This window comes from Streptomyces sp. MK37H (assembly GCF_018035285.1).
In the GTDB taxonomy this organism is placed as follows: domain Bacteria; phylum Actinomycetota; class Actinomycetes; order Streptomycetales; family Streptomycetaceae; genus Streptomyces; species Streptomyces endocoffeicus.
The window spans coordinates 1-16,340 of sequence record NZ_JAAAYH010000195.1; the positions used below are offsets into that span (position 1 = coordinate 1).

Annotated in this window: 11 protein-coding genes and 2 pseudogenes; 9 read left to right on the top strand and 4 right to left on the bottom strand. The window is 70.3% G+C overall.

Annotated elements, in window-relative coordinates; all coding sequences use genetic code 11:
• Positions 1–53 precede the first annotated feature (53 nt).
• The 5 genes and pseudogenes from GWI24_RS25090 (at position 54) to GWI24_RS25110 (ending at position 7,012) form a co-directional block, all read left to right on the top strand.
• Positions 54–1,301 carry a TIGR02679 family protein gene (locus GWI24_RS25090; RefSeq protein WP_210948179.1) on the top strand — a complete coding sequence of 416 codons (1,248 nt, stop codon included), beginning with the start codon at positions 54–56 and terminating at the stop codon, positions 1,299–1,301.
• Positions 1,302–1,345: 44 nt separating this feature from the next.
• Positions 1,346–1,609 (top strand): CopG family transcriptional regulator, encoded by a 264-nt coding sequence (locus GWI24_RS25095; protein ID WP_210948180.1) that lies wholly within the window; start codon positions 1,346–1,348, stop codon positions 1,607–1,609.
• Positions 1,606–2,023: pseudogene (locus tag GWI24_RS25100) on the top strand (type II toxin-antitoxin system VapC family toxin). Before GWI24_RS25095 ends, GWI24_RS25100 begins: the two are co-directional and overlap by 4 nt.
• Positions 2,024–2,647: 624 nt before the next feature.
• Positions 2,648–3,082 carry a hypothetical protein gene (locus GWI24_RS25105; RefSeq protein WP_210948181.1) on the top strand — a complete coding sequence of 145 codons (435 nt, stop codon included), beginning with the start codon at positions 2,648–2,650 and terminating at the stop codon, positions 3,080–3,082.
• A gap of 6 nt (positions 3,083–3,088) precedes the next feature.
• Positions 3,089–7,012, top strand: coding sequence for an AAA domain-containing protein (locus GWI24_RS25110; RefSeq protein WP_210948182.1), 3,924 nt, complete (start codon positions 3,089–3,091; stop codon positions 7,010–7,012).
• 302 nt (positions 7,013–7,314) lie between these two features.
• Here GWI24_RS25110 and GWI24_RS25115 read toward each other — a convergent pair whose 3' ends face one another.
• Positions 7,315–8,991, bottom strand: coding sequence for an SWIM zinc finger domain-containing protein (locus tag GWI24_RS25115; protein ID WP_210948183.1), 1,677 nt, complete (start codon positions 8,989–8,991; stop codon positions 7,315–7,317).
• 313 nt (positions 8,992–9,304) lie between these two features.
• The gene (locus GWI24_RS25120) at positions 9,305–10,246 is read right to left on the bottom strand and encodes a DUF72 domain-containing protein (protein ID WP_210948184.1); all 942 of its coding nucleotides are present in this window, start codon (positions 10,244–10,246) and stop codon (positions 9,305–9,307) included.
• Between the two features lie 268 nt (positions 10,247–10,514).
• Here GWI24_RS25120 and GWI24_RS25125 point away from each other — a divergent pair, with 268 nt between their 5' ends.
• On the top strand, positions 10,515–11,183 hold the full coding sequence (locus GWI24_RS25125; RefSeq protein ID WP_210948185.1) for a lytic polysaccharide monooxygenase: 669 nt from the start codon (positions 10,515–10,517) through the stop codon (positions 11,181–11,183).
• A gap of 62 nt (positions 11,184–11,245) precedes the next feature.
• Here the strand turns inward: GWI24_RS25125 and GWI24_RS25130 are convergent, their stop codons facing one another.
• Positions 11,246–12,340: a hypothetical protein gene (locus GWI24_RS25130; protein WP_210948186.1), complete on the bottom strand. Its 1,095-nt coding sequence runs from the start codon at positions 12,338–12,340 to the stop codon at positions 11,246–11,248.
• Between the two features lie 305 nt (positions 12,341–12,645).
• Here GWI24_RS25130 and GWI24_RS25135 point away from each other — a divergent pair, with 305 nt between their 5' ends.
• From GWI24_RS25135 to GWI24_RS25145, 3 genes are all read left to right on the top strand, one after another.
• The gene (locus GWI24_RS25135; protein ID WP_198270606.1) at positions 12,646–12,918 is read left to right on the top strand and encodes a hypothetical protein; all 273 of its coding nucleotides are present in this window, start codon (positions 12,646–12,648) and stop codon (positions 12,916–12,918) included.
• Positions 12,911–13,537 (top strand): DUF6879 family protein, encoded by a 627-nt coding sequence (locus GWI24_RS25140; RefSeq protein ID WP_210948187.1) that lies wholly within the window; start codon positions 12,911–12,913, stop codon positions 13,535–13,537. Before GWI24_RS25135 ends, GWI24_RS25140 begins: the two co-directional genes overlap by 8 nt.
• Before the next feature lie 156 nt (positions 13,538–13,693).
• The gene (locus GWI24_RS25145; RefSeq protein ID WP_210948188.1) at positions 13,694–16,003 is read left to right on the top strand and encodes a tetratricopeptide repeat protein; all 2,310 of its coding nucleotides are present in this window, start codon (positions 13,694–13,696) and stop codon (positions 16,001–16,003) included.
• Positions 16,004–16,054: 51 nt separating this feature from the next.
• Here GWI24_RS25145 and GWI24_RS25150 read toward each other — a convergent pair.
• A pseudogene (locus GWI24_RS25150) lies at positions 16,055–16,340 on the bottom strand (hypothetical protein); the annotation flags it as partial.

Below are 16,340 nucleotides of genomic sequence, written 5' to 3' on the forward strand. Positions count from 1 at the left end.
CCGACCGTGGCGAGGAAGGACCGCCCGCGGCGAGAAAGGGGGAAGACCCTCACATGAGCGCACCCGACGCCCCCATCGGGCGCGTCGACCACGACCGCCTCACCCGTCTCCTCGGCGATCCGGGCTGTGCCTGGCTGCTGGACCGGATACGCCGCCGCATGGCACGCGCCGAGCCACTCACCGGCCCGGTCACCCTGGCCGCGCCCACTGACGGCGAGCGGGCCGCCGCCGAGCGCCTGCTGGGCCGAGCCCCCGGCGGCGGGCGCTCGCTGAGTATCCGGCTCGACGCCGTCGACACCATCCTGCGCCGTTCCGGCGTCAGCCCCGACGGCCTCGCCACCGCCGTCATCGCCCTCACCGGACCCGTCACCCTCCTCAGCGACGTACGCCGGCGGGAAGCGGACGCCTGGCACGACGCGTACACCCCGCTCACCGATTTGTGCTCCGAGCGGCCCGAACTGACCGACTGGGGCGAGCACATACGCGTGAGCGGCCTCGTCCGCCGCCTCGCACGCGGCCCGGAGACCACCCGGGCCCTGCTCGCCTCCACCGCGACGGCGCTGCGGAGCCTGCCCACGGATCCGGCCGTCTCCCTCCCGGCCTTCGCCGCCCGCACCCTCGGCGATGCCCACGCCCTCGACGACGGCACGCCGCTCGCCACCCTCGTCCACTCCGGCATTCGCGCCCTGACCGGCTTCCCCGACGGCACCGGAGCCGAGTGGCGCCGCGAAGCATGGGCCTCCGCGGGACTCCTCAAGGACGCCCTGTCCTCCACCGTCCTGACCCTTGGCCTACGCGGCACACCCGCGCTCGACTGGGCCACCGGCGCCGGGGAACCCGCCGTGCTCACCCTGCGCCAGCTCACCCGCACCCCTCCCCGCGAGGCGCCCCCGGTGGCGCACATCTGCGAGAACCCGACCGTGCTCGCCACCGCGGCCGACGCCTACGGCCCCGCCTGCCCACCCCTGATCTGTCTCCAGGGCCAGCCCTCGGCCGCCGCCCTCACCCTCCTGCGCCACCTGCACTCCCACCGGACGAAGCTGCTCTACCACGGCGACTTCGACTGGGGCGGCATACGCATCGCCGCCGCCTTGCTCCGGCGCGTCCCCTGGCACCCCTGGCGCTACACCACCGTCGACTACCGCGCCGCCGCCGGCAGAAGCCCCATGGCACCATCCCTGACGGGCATACCTGCCACCGCTCCTTGGGACCCGGACCTGCGGGCCGCCCTCAGCGAACTCGGCGTACGTGTCGAGGAGGAAACCGTCCTCGACGATCTCCTGACCGACCTCGCACCCTGACAACACACGGGATCGCGTGGAGTAGGCGTAGCAGCATAAGGAGCATGTCCGAGCCCACCCAGAAGTACTCGATCACGATGCCACGGGACATCGCCGAAGCCGCTCGCGCTCGCAGCGGGCCGTCCGGCCTGTCCGCATACGTCGCCGCGGCCGTGGCCCGCCAGATCGAGCGCGACAAACTCAACGAGCTCATCACGGTCGCCGAGGCCGAACACGGACCGATCACCGACGAGGAGGTCCAAGCGCTCCGGGACCAACTCCAGCAGGCTCGTAGGCAGCAAGCGCCCAACGGAGCGAACACGGCATGACGCGATCACCCGCCGCCGTACGCGGCGGCACCCTGGTCCTCGACAGCGAGGGGACTCGCCAAGGCCGCACTGCGGGACCGCATGGCCACCGGCTGGCTCGCCCTGGCCCGGCGCCGACGACCTCCGGTGATCACCAGCGCCGCCACTCTCGTGGAAGTCGTCCACCCCCGGATCAACCGGCCGGCGCTGGAATGGACCCTCTCCCGTATCGTCGTCGAGCCGGTCACCGACGCCGTGGCCCGCCATGCCGCCGCCCTCCTGGCCGACACCGGCCTGCACGGCCACAAGTACGCCATCGACGCCATGCTCAGCGCCACCGCTCTCGCTGCCCCCGGGCCCGCCACAGTGCTCACCTCCGACCCCGAGGACATCACGGCACTGTGCGGCGGACACGTCACCGTCATCAAGATCTGACGGCGCGCTCCCCGCACCTGCCGGACGTGCACCGCACGCATGGGGGCCCGTGCGGCGCCCCCCGTAGGCCGAAGCGCCGATCGTCTACTTGCCCGCCCGATGCACCGGGACGACCGTCTGGATCACTAGCTCACCCGCACCGGCCCATGATTCCGCTCGTCCCCATGTACTGGGCCCTTCGCCGGAGGCACCCAAGGAACGGGAAAGAACGCTATGGTTTCGCCGCGTTCGTCCATCCCGGGTGCCAGCACTTCGGTGCGGGCGCCCGATTTTTTATTCCATGGGTCCATCTCATGGGTGACGACCACCAGTCCGTCAAGCACATGCTCCGGGACCGCCACCGTGGGGTCACTTCTCCGCGGGGCCCGCTCATCGTCGCCCAACTGACGACCCGTTGGTCGGTCACCCCGCGCGGCAGCGGACCGAGGAAGACCGTAAGGGCCCGGCTGCGCCTCCGGTGAAGGACGCGTAACCGCCACCGGTCGGCCATTTTCGGGTCCATGCCCATCGGTTTCCCGCAATGGACGCGCTCGTTGTCAGTCCCGGGGACTAACCTCGTGCGCTCCGTGTGGGCGTGAGCCCATGCGGCCCGACCACACCACGGAAGCCCAGGGGGGAAGCACCGTGACCACCACGTCCAACGACCGGACCGGATACCGGATCTCCATCGTCGACGAGGACCCGTTACGCGCCCGCAAGGAGGCGCGCGAACTCCTCGCCGAGATCGCCGACGCCGATCCGGACGCGGCCCTGGACGTCCCCCGGCAGCGCACGCCCGAGTACCCGAAGCCCGGGGGCATGGACAAGGGCGGGCTGTCCGTCGACACGGTCGGGGTGTTGATCAGCGCCGGCTCGCTGGTCGCGGCCGCAGTGCAGATCTGGCTGGCCCGCGTACCGCAGCGGACGATCGTCGCCAGGCGGCCCGACGGCGCGACCCTCCAGATCACGGGCAAGGAGGCGCGCGAGGACGACGAGCGGATCGAGCGGTTCCTCGCGGGTGGCGGCGAGCCCGCCGACGGCCACGAGGGTGACGGCGACGCGACGACGGCGGCGGGCTGAGCGCGCATGACCGACAACGACCGGTACGCCATGCTCGTCGGCGTCTCCACGTACGACAGCGACGCCTACCCCGATCTCCCGCCCGTCCGCGCCGACCTGCATTACATGCGGGCGGTGCTGGAGAACACCGAGATCGGCATGTACAACGACTGCGCGATGGTCGCCGAGCCGACCCGCGCCGAGATGCTGCACTCCGTGGAGACGTTCCTGGAGGAGCGGCAGCCGAGTGAGACGGCCCTGCTGTACTTCAGCGGGCACGGCGAGTTCTGCGAGGACGACAACCAGCTGTACTTCCTCACCCGGGACGCGGACCCCGACGACCTGCCGGGGACCGCGGTACCGGCCGAGTTCCTGGAGCGGATGCTCCAGTCCTGCCGTGCCGCGTCCAAGCTCGTGCTGCTGGACTGCTGCTCCAGCGGGTCCGTCGTCCAGGGCTGGACCGCCAAGGGCGCCCCGGGAGACGCCGACGAGCGGCCCGTGCCCAGCACCCTGCTGCGCCCAACGGGTGTGTACTTCATCACCGCGTCCGACGCGCTGCAGTCCGCCTCCGCGATGGCACCACCCGGCTCCACGCTCGGCACGTCCCGGTTCACCGGTGAGATCGTGGAGGGCCTGCGGAACGGGCGCGTCAAGGGCGGCGGATGGATCACTCCGGACGATCTGTTCGACTACCTGACGGCGCAGATGGCGCGCAACGGCGTGCCGGAGGAGCAGCGCCCCACCAAGTCCACGATCCGGGCCACCCGAAGCCTGCCCTTCGCTCGGTCGGTGGCGCGCCCCGTCCACCTCCCGACGCTGCCGCGTGACGCGACGGAGGCGGCACAGCCGTCCCCCGCCCTGCTGAAGGCCCGGGAACTGGCGACGCTGGACGCGCGGGACGGGGTGGACTGGCAGCGGCTGTTGCACTACTACGTGCGGTGCCTCACCGCCGAGGCGGCGGCCGGGATGCTGCCCGACCGCGACAGCGGGCGGGATTCCGGGTACTTCCTGCTGGGCAGGGGCGAGGAGGTCATCCAGTCGGGCCGGGGTTCGACCTTTCGGGCTCCCGGGCAACTGCCCAGGCCGCAGGCCCGGCCGGGCAAGGGTGACGGCGACGCGGGAACGCAGCAGGAGTACTGGTACGGCTATCCGGCCGTCACGCTCCCCGTACGCGAGGGAGGCGGCCGGGGACGCCGTACGCCCGTGACGATCGCGCCGCTGTTGATCCAGCAGATGGAACTCGCGCCGGACGAGAACGGCCACGACGTACTCCGCCCGACCGGGGTGTCGTCCCTGCACACCGGTGTCGTCTCGGAACTGCTGGACGCCGACGACGCGGCCGACCTCGTCGCAGGCTGGCAGCCGACCTGGCAGGAGGGAAACGACACGCAGATGCTGCGGGCCGTGCGGCAGTTGCTGGAGGAGCTGAAGCTGCCGGAGCTGGAACCGCTCGATCCGTCCGAGCTCAGCGAACGGACGGTGATGCAGGCCCTGCGACCCGGCGCGCACAACGCGGCCGTCCTGCTGGTGCCGTCCGGCGTAGAGGCGAACGCGACGCAGGGTCTGCTGGACAACCTGCTGCAGATGTCGGCACGGACCGGCCAGATCCCCGGCACCGCGCTGGACGCGCTGCTGAGCGGCGGTGCGGCGGACGCGGGGACGGGATCCTCGGCCGTATTGGTGGCACCGGGGCCGTGCAACGAGAGTCAGGAGTTGGTGGTCTCCTCGGCGATGACACGGGCGCTGACGGTGGCCACGGGGCCGCCCGGCACGGGCAAGAGCGAAGTGGTCACGGCCACCGTCACCACCTGTGTCGCCGCCGGACAGTCCGTCCTGGTCGCGTCCACGAACAACGAGGCGGTGGACGTCGTCGCCGAGCGCTGCGACGCCATCGCGCCGGGGCTCATGATGCGGACGGGCAACGCGAAGGCACTGGGGAAGGAAGCGGAGAAGCTGGAGCGGCTGCTCGGCGAGCCCATGCAGGCCCCGCGGCGGGGTTCGGCGACCGTGAGCGGGGAACTGCGCAACACCCGTGCGCGGGCCGCCGGGCAACGGGAGGAGGCGGAACGCCGTGTTGGCGAGGAGGTGCGGCTGCTGGATCTGTTCCGGGAACGGGAGGAACGGGCGGCCGCGCTGGAGCTGCCGCTGACGCTGCTTGAGTCTGTGTGGGCGGCAACGGCGGCCGGGGACGGTACAGCCGCGCTGGGCCGCTGGGAGAGCAGGGCCCGGAAGGCGGCCGGAGCCCGCCGGTGGCTGCTCGGCGGGTGGCGCAGGGCGCGGGCACTGGCCACGCTGGTCGCTGCGGCCGGCTCGGCGGAGGGCGACGGACCGTCGTGGCCAGGGTGGGCGAACGAGCAGCCCGTGCCGCCGGAGCTGCTGGAGGCCCTGGCGGACGCCGTGGCCGTGGAGCGCCGGCTGCGGGAGCTCGTACCCGGGCACACCGACTGGGACGAGGATGAGTTGAGGCAGGTGCGGCTGGAGACGGCGGGCGTCCTGTCGGAGCTGTCCGCGGAACTGTCCCGGGCCGTCTCAGCGGAGGCACTGTCGCGGGCACAAGGGCTGATGGGGCAGCGGCTCCAGGCCCTGCGGGGTCGTCGGGGTTTCCGGAAGAGCCAGCAGAACCTGATGGCGCACCTCAAGGGATGGGCGATCAGCACTCACTCGGTGCGGCAGCTCGAACTCGCCCCGAAGCTGTTCGACCTCGTCGTCATCGACGAGGCCAGCCAGTGCTCGATACCGTCGGTGTTGCCGCTGCTCTTCCGGGCCCGGCGGGCACTGATCATCGGTGACCCGATGCAGCTGGGCCACATCGCCGACATCGCACCGCAGCAGGAGCGGCAGGCGAGGGTCCGGGCCGGGCTGAGCGCGGCGCAGCTGGAGGACCACCGGCTCGCGTACCACGTGCACTCCGCGTACCACGCGGCCGCGCAGCACGGTGACACCGCCCTGCTGCTCGACGAGCACTACCGGTGCCACCCGGAGATCGCCGATGTCGTCAACGGCTACTGCTACGCGGGGCAGTTGCAGGTGCTCACCGACGTACGGCGGCAGGTTCCGGCACTCGACCCGGTGGGGGCGGCCGATCCGGCACCGGTGCTCGGCTGGGTGGACGTGCCGGGCGGCGAGTCGGCGCGGGGCGGTGACGGACAGTCCTGGCGCAACGACGCCGAGGCCGGGGTCGTACGGCGGGTGGTGGACGAACTGCTCGCGCGGCTGCCGCAGGACGCGACGGTGGGCGTGGTGACGCCGTTCCGGGCGCAGAAGCAGGCGCTGGCGCGGGTGTGGCGCGACGACGACCGGGTGCGGGTGGGGACGGTGCACGCGTTCCAGGGCGGACAGCGCGATGTGATGGTGCTCAGCCCGGTGGCCACGCTCAACACCCCGCCGAGGACGACCCACTGGGTGGCAAGCCAGGTCAATCTGTGGAACGTGGCGATCACACGGGCCAAGTCGCAGCTGATCACGGTGGGCAGCCACGCCTTCTGGCAGGGGCAGAGCGGTCTTCCCGCGATGCTCGCCGGGCGCTCCGCGCTGCTGGGGGCGGGGGCCGGTGATGACCACGGACCGGGCGCCGGGCATGTCATCGACGCGGGGCAGGGCCCGGCCGGTTCAGCATCCGCGTTCCGCGAGGAGCTCGCCGACCGGCTTCAGCAGTACCTCGGCGAGCACGGCATCACCGATCTGGAGCGCGCGGCAGTCGTCGGCGGACATGCGGTGGATCTGGTGTACACGGTGGACGGGGAGAACACGGCGGTACTGATCGACGCGGGCCCGCCGCCCGGCCGGGACCTGGCGAGGCACCTGCGGCTGACGCATGCCCGCGGTGATCTGCTCACCGGGCTGCCGTCCGGTGGCCACGGGGCGAAGGCGTGCGAGGTGGGCCGGACGGTGCGGGTGCCGGCATGGCGGATCCTGGCGGGCGAGGAGATGCTGGCACCGCTGTTCGCCTGAGCCCGCTCACGCCCGGGCCGGAAGGGCGCAAGGCGGTCAGCCCTGGGAGGGCACCGGACGACGTACGTCATGTGCCGGATGTTCCATGTGCTGGATGTTCCCGGCCCGCAGCCAGTCCAGGGTCTGGCCCGTACCGCTACCCGTCGTGAGGGGGCGTTGGCACAGTCGCGCGGCCAGGTCTCCCAGCGCCGGCAGACTCTCCCCTGAACTCAGGTAGATCGCGGACCCGGCGGGCACCCGCCCGGATGCTCGCCGTACGGTCGGGGCCGCCGTTCAGTACCTTGCACAGCACAGACCCGGTTTCACAGACCGTGCTGGTCAAGGAGTCGCATCAGGTTGCGTTTGCGCTTCTGGCCGGTGCGCAGGGCGGTGAGGTACGTGGTGAACTCGTCCTGGGTACCGAGGCGTCGGTGGCAGTCGCGGATGCTCAGCAGCAGACTGGTCAGCCGCTCGTAGACCGCGTTCCCCGTCTCCTTCGTCAGGGGTTCGGCCAGGCGCAGGTAGACGCGGAGCGCGTCGGCGGGACGGGTGGGGCGGGCCTGGTCGGCGAGGGTGAGCCACTGATGGTCGTCGGCGCCGGTGTCGGTGGCGGCCTGCCAGGCGGCGTCGATGTCCTTGTCATCGAGCAGGGCGTCGATCAGGACAGGGCCGCCGTACCAACCCTGTTGCCGCCGTTCAGCTTCGGCACGCAGCAGGGCCAGCGCCCGCTCGCGCTCGGCCGGCCAGCGGTCCGCGGCCCGGGCGGCGGCTCGCAGCTGCTGGTACGTAAGCAGGGTGCGGCGGGCGCCGAAGTGGTCACGGCGGACGGTGAAGGCATCCGGCAGTCGATCCATCTGGGTGTAGCGGTCGCAGAGGTAGTCGACGAGGGCGGTGTCGACGGCGGCGAGGTCCCGGGCGTCCTGAATGCCGCGTTCCGCCCAACGCAGGGCCTCGTCGGGGCGCCGGGCGGTGTCCAGCTCGTGGGCGATGGCCAGGTGCGTGTGGCCGTTCGGGGAGAGGTCGGCCGCATACACGGCGATCACCGCGTCGACGTCGCCTCCCGCCTTGGCCAGACGCTCCATCAGGTACTTCTCCGCCCAGCCGCGGCGGTTGCCGCGCCACGCCTCGACGGCCAGCTTCCGCAGGTCGGCCATCCCCTCTTCGCCGAGGATTTCCTGGTAGTCGAGCGGGTCGATGTCCGTGAGGCCGTCGTCCCCGTCGCCGAGCGCATGGCCGACCAGCCAGCGCGCGAGTTCCCCGGGGTCGGGGCGGGCCGCACGGCACGCTTCGAGGTGGGCCTCGGCGAGGTCTGTGCCGACCTGCCCGAGCCATCCGTCCGAGTCGTCGACGCTCTCCACCGCGTCGGCCAGCAGCCGCATCGCCTCCCGCGCCAGGGTGACCGCGTCGTCGGCCCGGCCCGAACCGGTGAGCGCGCCGATCTCGGACACCGCCTGCCCGGCCTGGTCGGCGTAGGCGCGGGCATCGGCGTACTCGACGTACCCGTACTGCGCGAACGGGCCGATGTCGAGCAGATCGCGGATACGGGCACGGACAGCGGAGAGATCCCCGCGAGCACTCGCGGCCCGAAGCTCCAGGCGGCGCCGTAACTGCCGGTCCTCGCCGACCTGTTCCCGCACCAGAGCGAGCAACTCGTCCTTGGACAGGCCGGACAGCCACCCGTCCAGGTCCTGCGCACGGTCCCGGGCCGCCTTCCGCTGCCGCGGCAGGCTCTCCCGCTGGGCGAGCACTGTCAGGCCGAGGGCGACCAGATGCTTGCAGAAGTTGCCCTCCATGCCGTACGGGCAGTCACACTCTCCGGACAGCCCGCCGGGCCCGTCCAGCGTCAGCTCCACCTCGTACCGCTCCGTGCCGTGGACGCTTGCGGTGACCCAGCCGTCACCGACCTCGACCCCGGATAATGCGTCCAGATAGCCGAGCCCACGCTCGTAAGAACGGGGGCCGGCCAGCAGCTTGAGGTTCTCCTCAGTGAGGCCTTGCATGATTCTTTCCCTCTGCTGTCGTTTGTGCATGTGATGCCTCGCCAGCCCCGTAACTCCAGTCCGGTTTCCAGATCTTGCCGCGGCCCCGGCTGGTCAGGGATGCGGCCACCGATTGATCTCCGGGGTTGTGCGGACTCCTGGGGACCGTGCGGTAGCGACGGGCCATAGGGTAGAGCCAGCCCGGCGGCGGGCGATGGTCGATCGGGTCATGGCCCGCGTGGACGGAATCAGCCGACGCCCCGTTCACGGGGAGCGACCAGCCCCCTCCGAGCAGGCGACCTGCGTCGATGCCGTGCCACGGCCGTCGGCGTGGCTACAAGGGCTCGCCCACCGGTCCCCGGTGGGCGGCCACGCCGTCACCCCGGCCCACGGGTGCCTCGAGCAGATGCCGCATTGACTCCGCGGCGCGGACGGCCGCGTCGGCGCAGCAATTGTTGAACAGGGCGTGGACCTCGTCCGCCTGTTCCGCCATGCCGCGGAGGCGGGGGACCCACTCCGCCAGTTCCTCCGGCGAGTAGGTGTGGCGGAACCGCTCCTCCTTGGTGCCCGTACCCCAGGCGTCGTTGCGGCCGTGGAAGCGGGCCACCGCGAGGCGGGGCGAGGTGATCGGGGTGACCGGGGGTATGGAGGTGGACAGCTTCTGGGTCATGTCTACGGCCACGGCGGACACGCCCCACTCCCTCAGCGCCGCCTCGGTCTTGGCGCGCTCGTCCTCTTGCCACCAGGCGGGGTGTCGGAATTCCACGGCGACGGGCCAGCCTGCCGTGCGCTGCGCGCATTGGGCGAGGAACGCCTTTGCCTGTGCGTCGCCTGGGGTGAACCAAGGTGGGAATTGGAAGAGCAGGGTGCCGAGCCGTCCTGACCTCTTCAGGGGTTCCAGAGCTCCGCTGAAGCGCTGCCATACCTCGTCGAGCAGGGCCGGATCGATTTCTGCGGGCCTCGGGCGTCCGCCCCGTCGTCCGGGCAGTGCGTCGCGCAGATCGGTGGGCAGGGAGTTCGGGGTCGTCGGGTGGCCGGTGAGGAGGGAGAACGCCTTGACGTCGAAGCGGAATCCATCCGGGGTGCGCTCGGTCCACAGGGTGCTGTTGCGGGTGCTGGGCAGGCAGTAGTACGTGGCGTCGGCCTCCACCACCGGGAACTGGGCGGCGTAGTGCCGCAGTCTTCCCTCCGCGTCGCGCAGCCCCGGTGGGTACCAGCCGCTGGACACCAGCGCGCGGTCCGTCCATGAACACGTGCCGACCAGAATCTTGCCCATGCCCTGCCGACTACCCCGGCTGGGGATGGGTGCCACTGACGGGCCGTCGGATGGAGGGTTGGGCACGATTGTCGGTCAACTGCTTCTGACATCGGGGGAGTTGTCGTCTCTACTGGGAGCCGACGCCTGGTGCGCCTCGCCGGGACTCCATTTCGGGTGTGTGACTCCCGGCTCTACGTTTCGGGGGCTCCCCCTCGGGGGAACCCCCAGTTTGGGAGCGCTCCCACCGCTCTCCCACTCCCCCTAGGACGATGGAGGAAGATCGCGAATGATTTGTCATGAACGCGGCAATTCCTTACGTTGGGCATCTCGCGCCCTCGGCCTGCTGGCCGCCGCGCTGCTGTGCCTGATCCCTTGGTCCACCACCGCGAGCGCCCATGGATCTGTCGTCGACCCCGCGTCCCGCAACTACGGCTGCTGGCTGCGCTGGGGAGACGACTTCCAGAACCCCGAGATGGCGCAGTTGGACCCCATGTGCTGGCAGGCGTGGCAGGACAACCCGAACGCCATGTGGAACTGGAACGGGCTGTACCGCAACGGCTCCGCCGGAAACTTCCCGGCGGTGATCCCCGACGGTCAGCTGTGCAGTGGTGGTCACACCGAAAGTGGCCGCTACAACTCGCTGGACACGCCGGGCGCCTGGCAGACGACGAAGATCGGCGGCAAGTTCACCGTCAAGCTGTACGACCAGGCCAGCCACGGTGCGGACTACTTCAAGGTGTATGTGTCCCGCCAGGGCTACGACCCCACCACCCAGCCGCTCAAGTGGAGTGATCTGCAGCTGGTCGCCACGACCGGCAAGTACGCCCCCAGCCAGAACTACTCGATCGACGTCAGCACCTCCGGCTACACCGGCCGCCACGTCGTCTACACGATCTGGCAGGCCTCGCACATGGACCAGACGTACTTCCTGTGCAGTGACGTGAACTTCGGCTGAGCGCACCCCGCAAGTCAGGCACCCGCACCACGGCCCCGCCGGATGCTGCCCCTCCGGCGGGGTTACTTCGTATGGGGCAACTGCCGTGCGACGTAGTTCATGTGCTGGAGATGGCCGACCTGGATCCACTTCTCGGCGTTGCCCGAGCCGGCCGAGCCGTCGCCGTAGGCGCAGGTGTGCAGCCAGCGTTCACCCGCGCTGGAGGTGGTGTCTTCGATGCCGCGGAAGGCGTCGTACGTCACTATGCGCCGGGCCATGGCACGAACGCGGTCGGCACGGTCGGGGCCTCTGAGGGGCGCCCGGGCGATGAGGAAGTCGTACGGTGCGGTGTAGCGAAGCAGGCCGTAAGGAGGGCCGCAGGGGCGGGCGGAGATGTTCGCGCTGTGCGCGTGTTCCACGGAGTAGTCGCCGTAGAGCAGCGGACCGGGGAATTCCGGGCGGACGGCGCGGACCGTTTGGTGCATCTGCCAGTCGTGGCGTTCTGCGATGCGTGTCGGTTGTTCCTTCAGGTGATCCTGGTCGCGGGGGAAGGCCCCCGCGGCGAGGACGACTGTGCGCCAGGAGACGAGTGCACCGAAAGCATCCAGGGCGACGAGGGCCAGTTTGGTCGCTTTGGTGGCGTCCGTGACCATGCCGACGTCCAGAATGAGGTCGAGCTGGGATGGGGGAAGGCAGAGTCGGGCGATCAGGGTCAGCAGGTCCATGGGGCTCGGTTCGTCTCGCGCGGCGTCCAGCAATACGCGTATGCCGATGCCTCGTCCGCTGAGGAACGCGAGATCGGCGGCGTAGCGCTGGAGGGTCGGGGCTCGTTCCGGGCCGGTGACCAGGCGTAGCTCGCTTCTGGTCGCCACGTGCCACAAGCCGATGGCAGACGCCTCGACGTGCCGCTCGATATGGACGGGGTCCACCCAGCCGGGGAGCCCGTCCATCGCCCGGATCAGGTTGTCCATGCGTGTGGTGAACCAACGGCCCAGTTCCGGCGAGTCGGTGTCCGGGTCCGTCTCGGGGCGCGCCCCTCTGGTGCGCTCCGGCCCGACGCGGGGGACAACCGTCCACAGCGGCGCGACGCGTCGTCGTACGTCCGCGTCCAGGCTCGCGTAGGCGTCCCATGCGCTCCGGCGCGTCGGCAGTACGGGTACATAGATCGGCTCGACCATCGCGGATCCCCCCTTGGCCCCGCTGAATCGCTCCTGGTTGAAGCGTGAAGAGGGATGCCTGGCGGCGAAAGAGGGCAATTCCGGCCAGTGAACGCCGATGACGCATGGGGTGATCGGCGCCGGAGATTCTGGTGAGGTGCCTGATTTCCGGTACGGCAGTTCTTCGCATGCGGGTGGCCGAAATGGAGTCGGTGTAACGAGCTCTCCACGCCGAAATCATTGCTCTCCGTGACCATCCTGCCTACAATCCGTTGTCATCCTGTGCTGTCACGGCGTCAGGCAGGAAGGCTGACAGGGAGGCGAAGATGGCTCGCAGTTCATGGGATGCGGATCCGTCCGCATCGTTCGTGCGCCGGTTAGGCAAGTCACCGAGCGATCTCGGAACCACCAATGATTACAACGATTGCCCCGATATCTGGCAGCTCGACAACGGTGATATCGCGGTGATCGGGCGCGACCTCACCGACGCCTACCGGTCGCGCCTCCCGGGAGAGGTACGCATCGCCGCGGATGAGCGGCTGGTCGTCATTCCCGCGATTACCCTCAGTGCGGCGAAGCCGGAGATTCCGGATGCTTAGCGTCGATCTTCCCAGGCTCGATACGTCACCGGGTGAGCGGCTGTCACGGGACGCCTACGGGGCCGACTTCCAGCGGCGCATGCAGGCCCTCGATGGGCGTGACTCCTGGAAACTGGAGAGGCAACAGCATTTTCAGGAGCCCGGGAACAATAGCTGGAAGGCGTTCTCCCAGGGTGACTGGCGCGGTGCCTTGGAGCTGATCGAGAAACGGCGCGATGAGCTCATGGCGTTCATGAGCGAGGCGGCGAAGCGCAACTTCAGCCTCTATCGGGTGCGGGTCGTGGAGGAGCCTCTCACTCCGTATCTCCAGTGGGAGCTGCATATGTTGCGGCTGCGGGCGGAGTGCGGTGAGCGGATCAGGGTGGTCGGGCCTGAGCAGATCAGAGGGTTCGAGGAAGACGGTCCGCTTCCGGAGCTGGTGTCGCTGGGTGGGCTGACCTTGTACAAGGTCATCTACGACAGCCGGGCGATGAGCGACGGAGCGCTGCGATTCGTTGATCCGGATGTACTGAGCCCATGGGAGGATTTCATCAAGGGGCTTTTTGCCGCCGGGGAAGAGATGGCGTCCTACTTCGAACGCGAAGTGGCACCTCTGCCGCCTCCGACGCCCGTGGAGTAGACGATCAACGAGGACAGAAGGCGGGAAGGCCACCAGGAGGAATCTCCGCAATCCCCGCAGCCCCAGGGCCCACATGGCACGCAGTCGCGGCTGTCGGGGTCCGCGGGGGATGTGGTGCAGGCCCGCGATGTGAGTGGCGGGGTGCACTTCCATGGGATGGGTCGGCACGGTGCAGACGGTGATACTCCGCGGCCACGGCAGCTTCCTGGAGACATACGCGGATTCGTCAACCGGACCAGTGAGTTGGAGCGGCTCAACGCGATTCTGACCGGAGACGGCGGGGAGCCGCTCGTCGTCTCCATTTGTGTGATCGCGGGGACGGCGGGTGCGGGTAAGACCTCGCTGGCGCTGCGCTGGGCGCATCAGGCCCAATCCCACTTTCCCGACGGGCAGTTGTATGTGAATCTGCGCGGCTATGACCCGGGGGCGCCCGTCACCGCTCCCGAGGTGCTGCACCGCTTTCTGCTGGCGCTCGGGGTGTCGGCGGCGGCGGTTCCGGCCGATCCGGAGGCCAGTGCGGCGCTGTACCGTTCGCTGCTGGCCGGGCGGCGAATGCTGATCGTGCTCGACAACGCCGCCTCCGTGAGTCAGGTGCGCCCGCTGCTGCCGGGCACGGCTGGATGTCTGGTGCTCGTCACCAGTCGCAGCCGGCTGTCGGGGCTGGCCGTTCGGGACGGGGCCCATCGGCTGACACTGGGCACGCTGGCCGAGCCGGAGGCCGTAGCCCTGCTGCGTACCGTGACCGCCGGCTATCGGCCCGAGGACGACGCGGAGAAGCTGGCCGAACTGGCGCGCCTGTGTGCCCGGCTGCCGCTGGCATTGCGCATCGCCGCCGAACGGGCCGCCAGCAGGCCCCTGATGAGCCTTGACGAGTTGATAAGAGACCTCCGTGACGAATCCGCTCTCTGGGAGGCTCTGACCGTGGGAGACGACGAGGAGGCGGACGCGGTGCGCACGGTGTTCGCCTGGTCCTATCGGGCGCTGACCGCCGAAGCCGCGCGCTTCTTCAGGCTGCTCGGGCTGCATCCGGGGCCCGAGTTCGGGGTCTCGGCGGTCGCCGCCCTGGCCGGGGTCGGGCACAGCCGGGCGGAGCACTTGCTCGACGTCCTGGTCGGAGCGCATCTGCTGACGCAGACCGGTCCCGATCGCTTCGAGTTCCACGATCTGTTGCGCGCCTACGCCATCGACCAGGCGCAGCACGAGGAGCCCGCCGAGGCCCGCGAGGCGGCCCGGCTCCGGGCGCTGGCCTGGTACCTCCACGCCGCCGACGCGGCACGCACCCGCGTCAGCCCGGCCGAGCCGCCCGTCCAGCTCGAAGCGCCGCCCGACGGTGTCACGCCGCCGACCTTCGCGGACTACGACGAGGCGGTGCGGTGGTACGAGCTGGAGCACGGCAATCTTCTGGCCGCCGCACGCGCCGCCGCCGATGCCGGGCTCGACGCGACCGCCTGGCAACTGCCCGCTCTGCTGCGTCCTCTGCACGCGCGTTTCAACGCGTTCGAGGAGTGGTTCGCCATGGGGCACATCGGGCTGAGTGCCGCTCGGCGGGTGGGTGACCGCGCCGGGGAGGCGAGGCTTCTGGAGAGCCTGGGCATGGCCTGCCGGCAGTCGCACCGCCCGGCGGAGGCGGCGCGGTACCACGAGGGCGCCCTGGCCGTACGCCGTGAGCTGGGTGACCGACTGGGAGAGGCGCTGTCGCTGAACGCGCTCGGGCTGGTCCATGTGCGGACGCGGCGGTTGGAGGCTGCGAAGCGGCGTTTCACGGAGGCGCTGGCCATCTTCCGGGAGCTCGGAGCGGCCGAGTGGGAGCCCACGCTGCTCGCCAATCTCGCCACGGTGGACTACGAGGCGGGGCGGCTCGAGGAAGCCTCGGAGGTCCTTCACGAGGCATTGACGACGCTGCGCGAGCGAGGCGACAAGGGCGGTGAGGGCAACGCCCTGCGAATTCTGAGCGCTGTACAGCGCGGCAGGGGCGAAATACGGGGTGCTATGGAAACCGCCGGGAGCGCCGTCGAAATCGCCCGTCGGCATCGCAATCACGCCTGGGAGGGGTACTGGCTGCTGGACCTCGGTCAGGCCGAGCTGGCCGATGGCCGCCCCGAGGACGCCTTGGTCTCGTATCAGCGGGCGGCGGTGCTGCATCGACAGCTCGGGGACCGGTCTCGGGAGGCGCGTGCCTGGAACGCCGCCGGTGAGGCGTACGGCCGACTGGGCCGCTTCGATGAGGCGGCCGCGTTCCACCGGCGGGCGGCCGCCGCGCATCGCGAGCTCGACGACCACTGGCAGTTGGCGCTCGCGCTCGACGGTCTGGCGAGTGCGCTGCGCGGGTCCGGGGTGAACGGCGCGGAGGAGGAGGCGCGGCGGCATTGGGAGGAGGCGTCGCGCACGCTGGCGGCATACGACGATGCGCGGGCGGTCGAGCTGCGGAGCCGGATCGACGATGCCTTGGGGACATCCCAGCCTTGAGGCCTCATCGCGTCTCGGTGCTGAGACCCTCCGGGCCCTCCAGGGTGCCGGTCAGATGAGGGGGCAGGGGAGGTCCCGGGTCCAGTGGTTGGGGGTGCAGGTCACCAGGGCCAGGGAGAGGAACGACGTGCGGCCCAGGTAGAAGCCGAAGGAGACGTCCGTGCCGTGGGTGAGGCGGTCGGTGGCCGTGGTGACCAGGCGGGCCAGGCGGGCGGTGTCGGCTTCCTGGTGGGAGAGGAAGCCGGGGGCGTGTTCGGTCAGTTCGCGGCCCAGCCAAGCGGCCGCGTCCTTCGGTTCTTCGAAGGTGGCGCGGATCAGGGTGGGCGACTTCAGGAGC

Bases quoted from the DNA above. Each gene is read 5' to 3' on its own strand.
- GWI24_RS25090 (WP_210948179.1), top strand. From the start codon at position 54: ATGAGCGCACCCGACGCCCCCATCGGGCGCGTCGACCACGACCGCCTC.
- GWI24_RS25095 (WP_210948180.1), top strand. From the start codon at position 1,346: ATGTCCGAGCCCACCCAGAAGTACTCGATCACGATGCCACGGGACATC.
- GWI24_RS25110 (WP_210948182.1), top strand. From the start codon at position 3,089: ATGACCGACAACGACCGGTACGCCATGCTCGTCGGCGTCTCCACGTAC.
- GWI24_RS25115 (WP_210948183.1), bottom strand. From the start codon at position 8,991: ATGCAAGGCCTCACTGAGGAGAACCTCAAGCTGCTGGCCGGCCCCCGT.
- GWI24_RS25120 (WP_210948184.1), bottom strand. From the start codon at position 10,246: ATGGGCAAGATTCTGGTCGGCACGTGTTCATGGACGGACCGCGCGCTG.
- GWI24_RS25125 (WP_210948185.1), top strand. From the start codon at position 10,515: ATGATTTGTCATGAACGCGGCAATTCCTTACGTTGGGCATCTCGCGCC.
- GWI24_RS25130 (WP_210948186.1), bottom strand. From the start codon at position 12,340: ATGGTCGAGCCGATCTATGTACCCGTACTGCCGACGCGCCGGAGCGCA.
- GWI24_RS25135 (WP_198270606.1), top strand. From the start codon at position 12,646: ATGGCTCGCAGTTCATGGGATGCGGATCCGTCCGCATCGTTCGTGCGC.
- GWI24_RS25140 (WP_210948187.1), top strand. From the start codon at position 12,911: ATGCTTAGCGTCGATCTTCCCAGGCTCGATACGTCACCGGGTGAGCGG.
- GWI24_RS25145 (WP_210948188.1), top strand. From the start codon at position 13,694: ATGGGTCGGCACGGTGCAGACGGTGATACTCCGCGGCCACGGCAGCTT.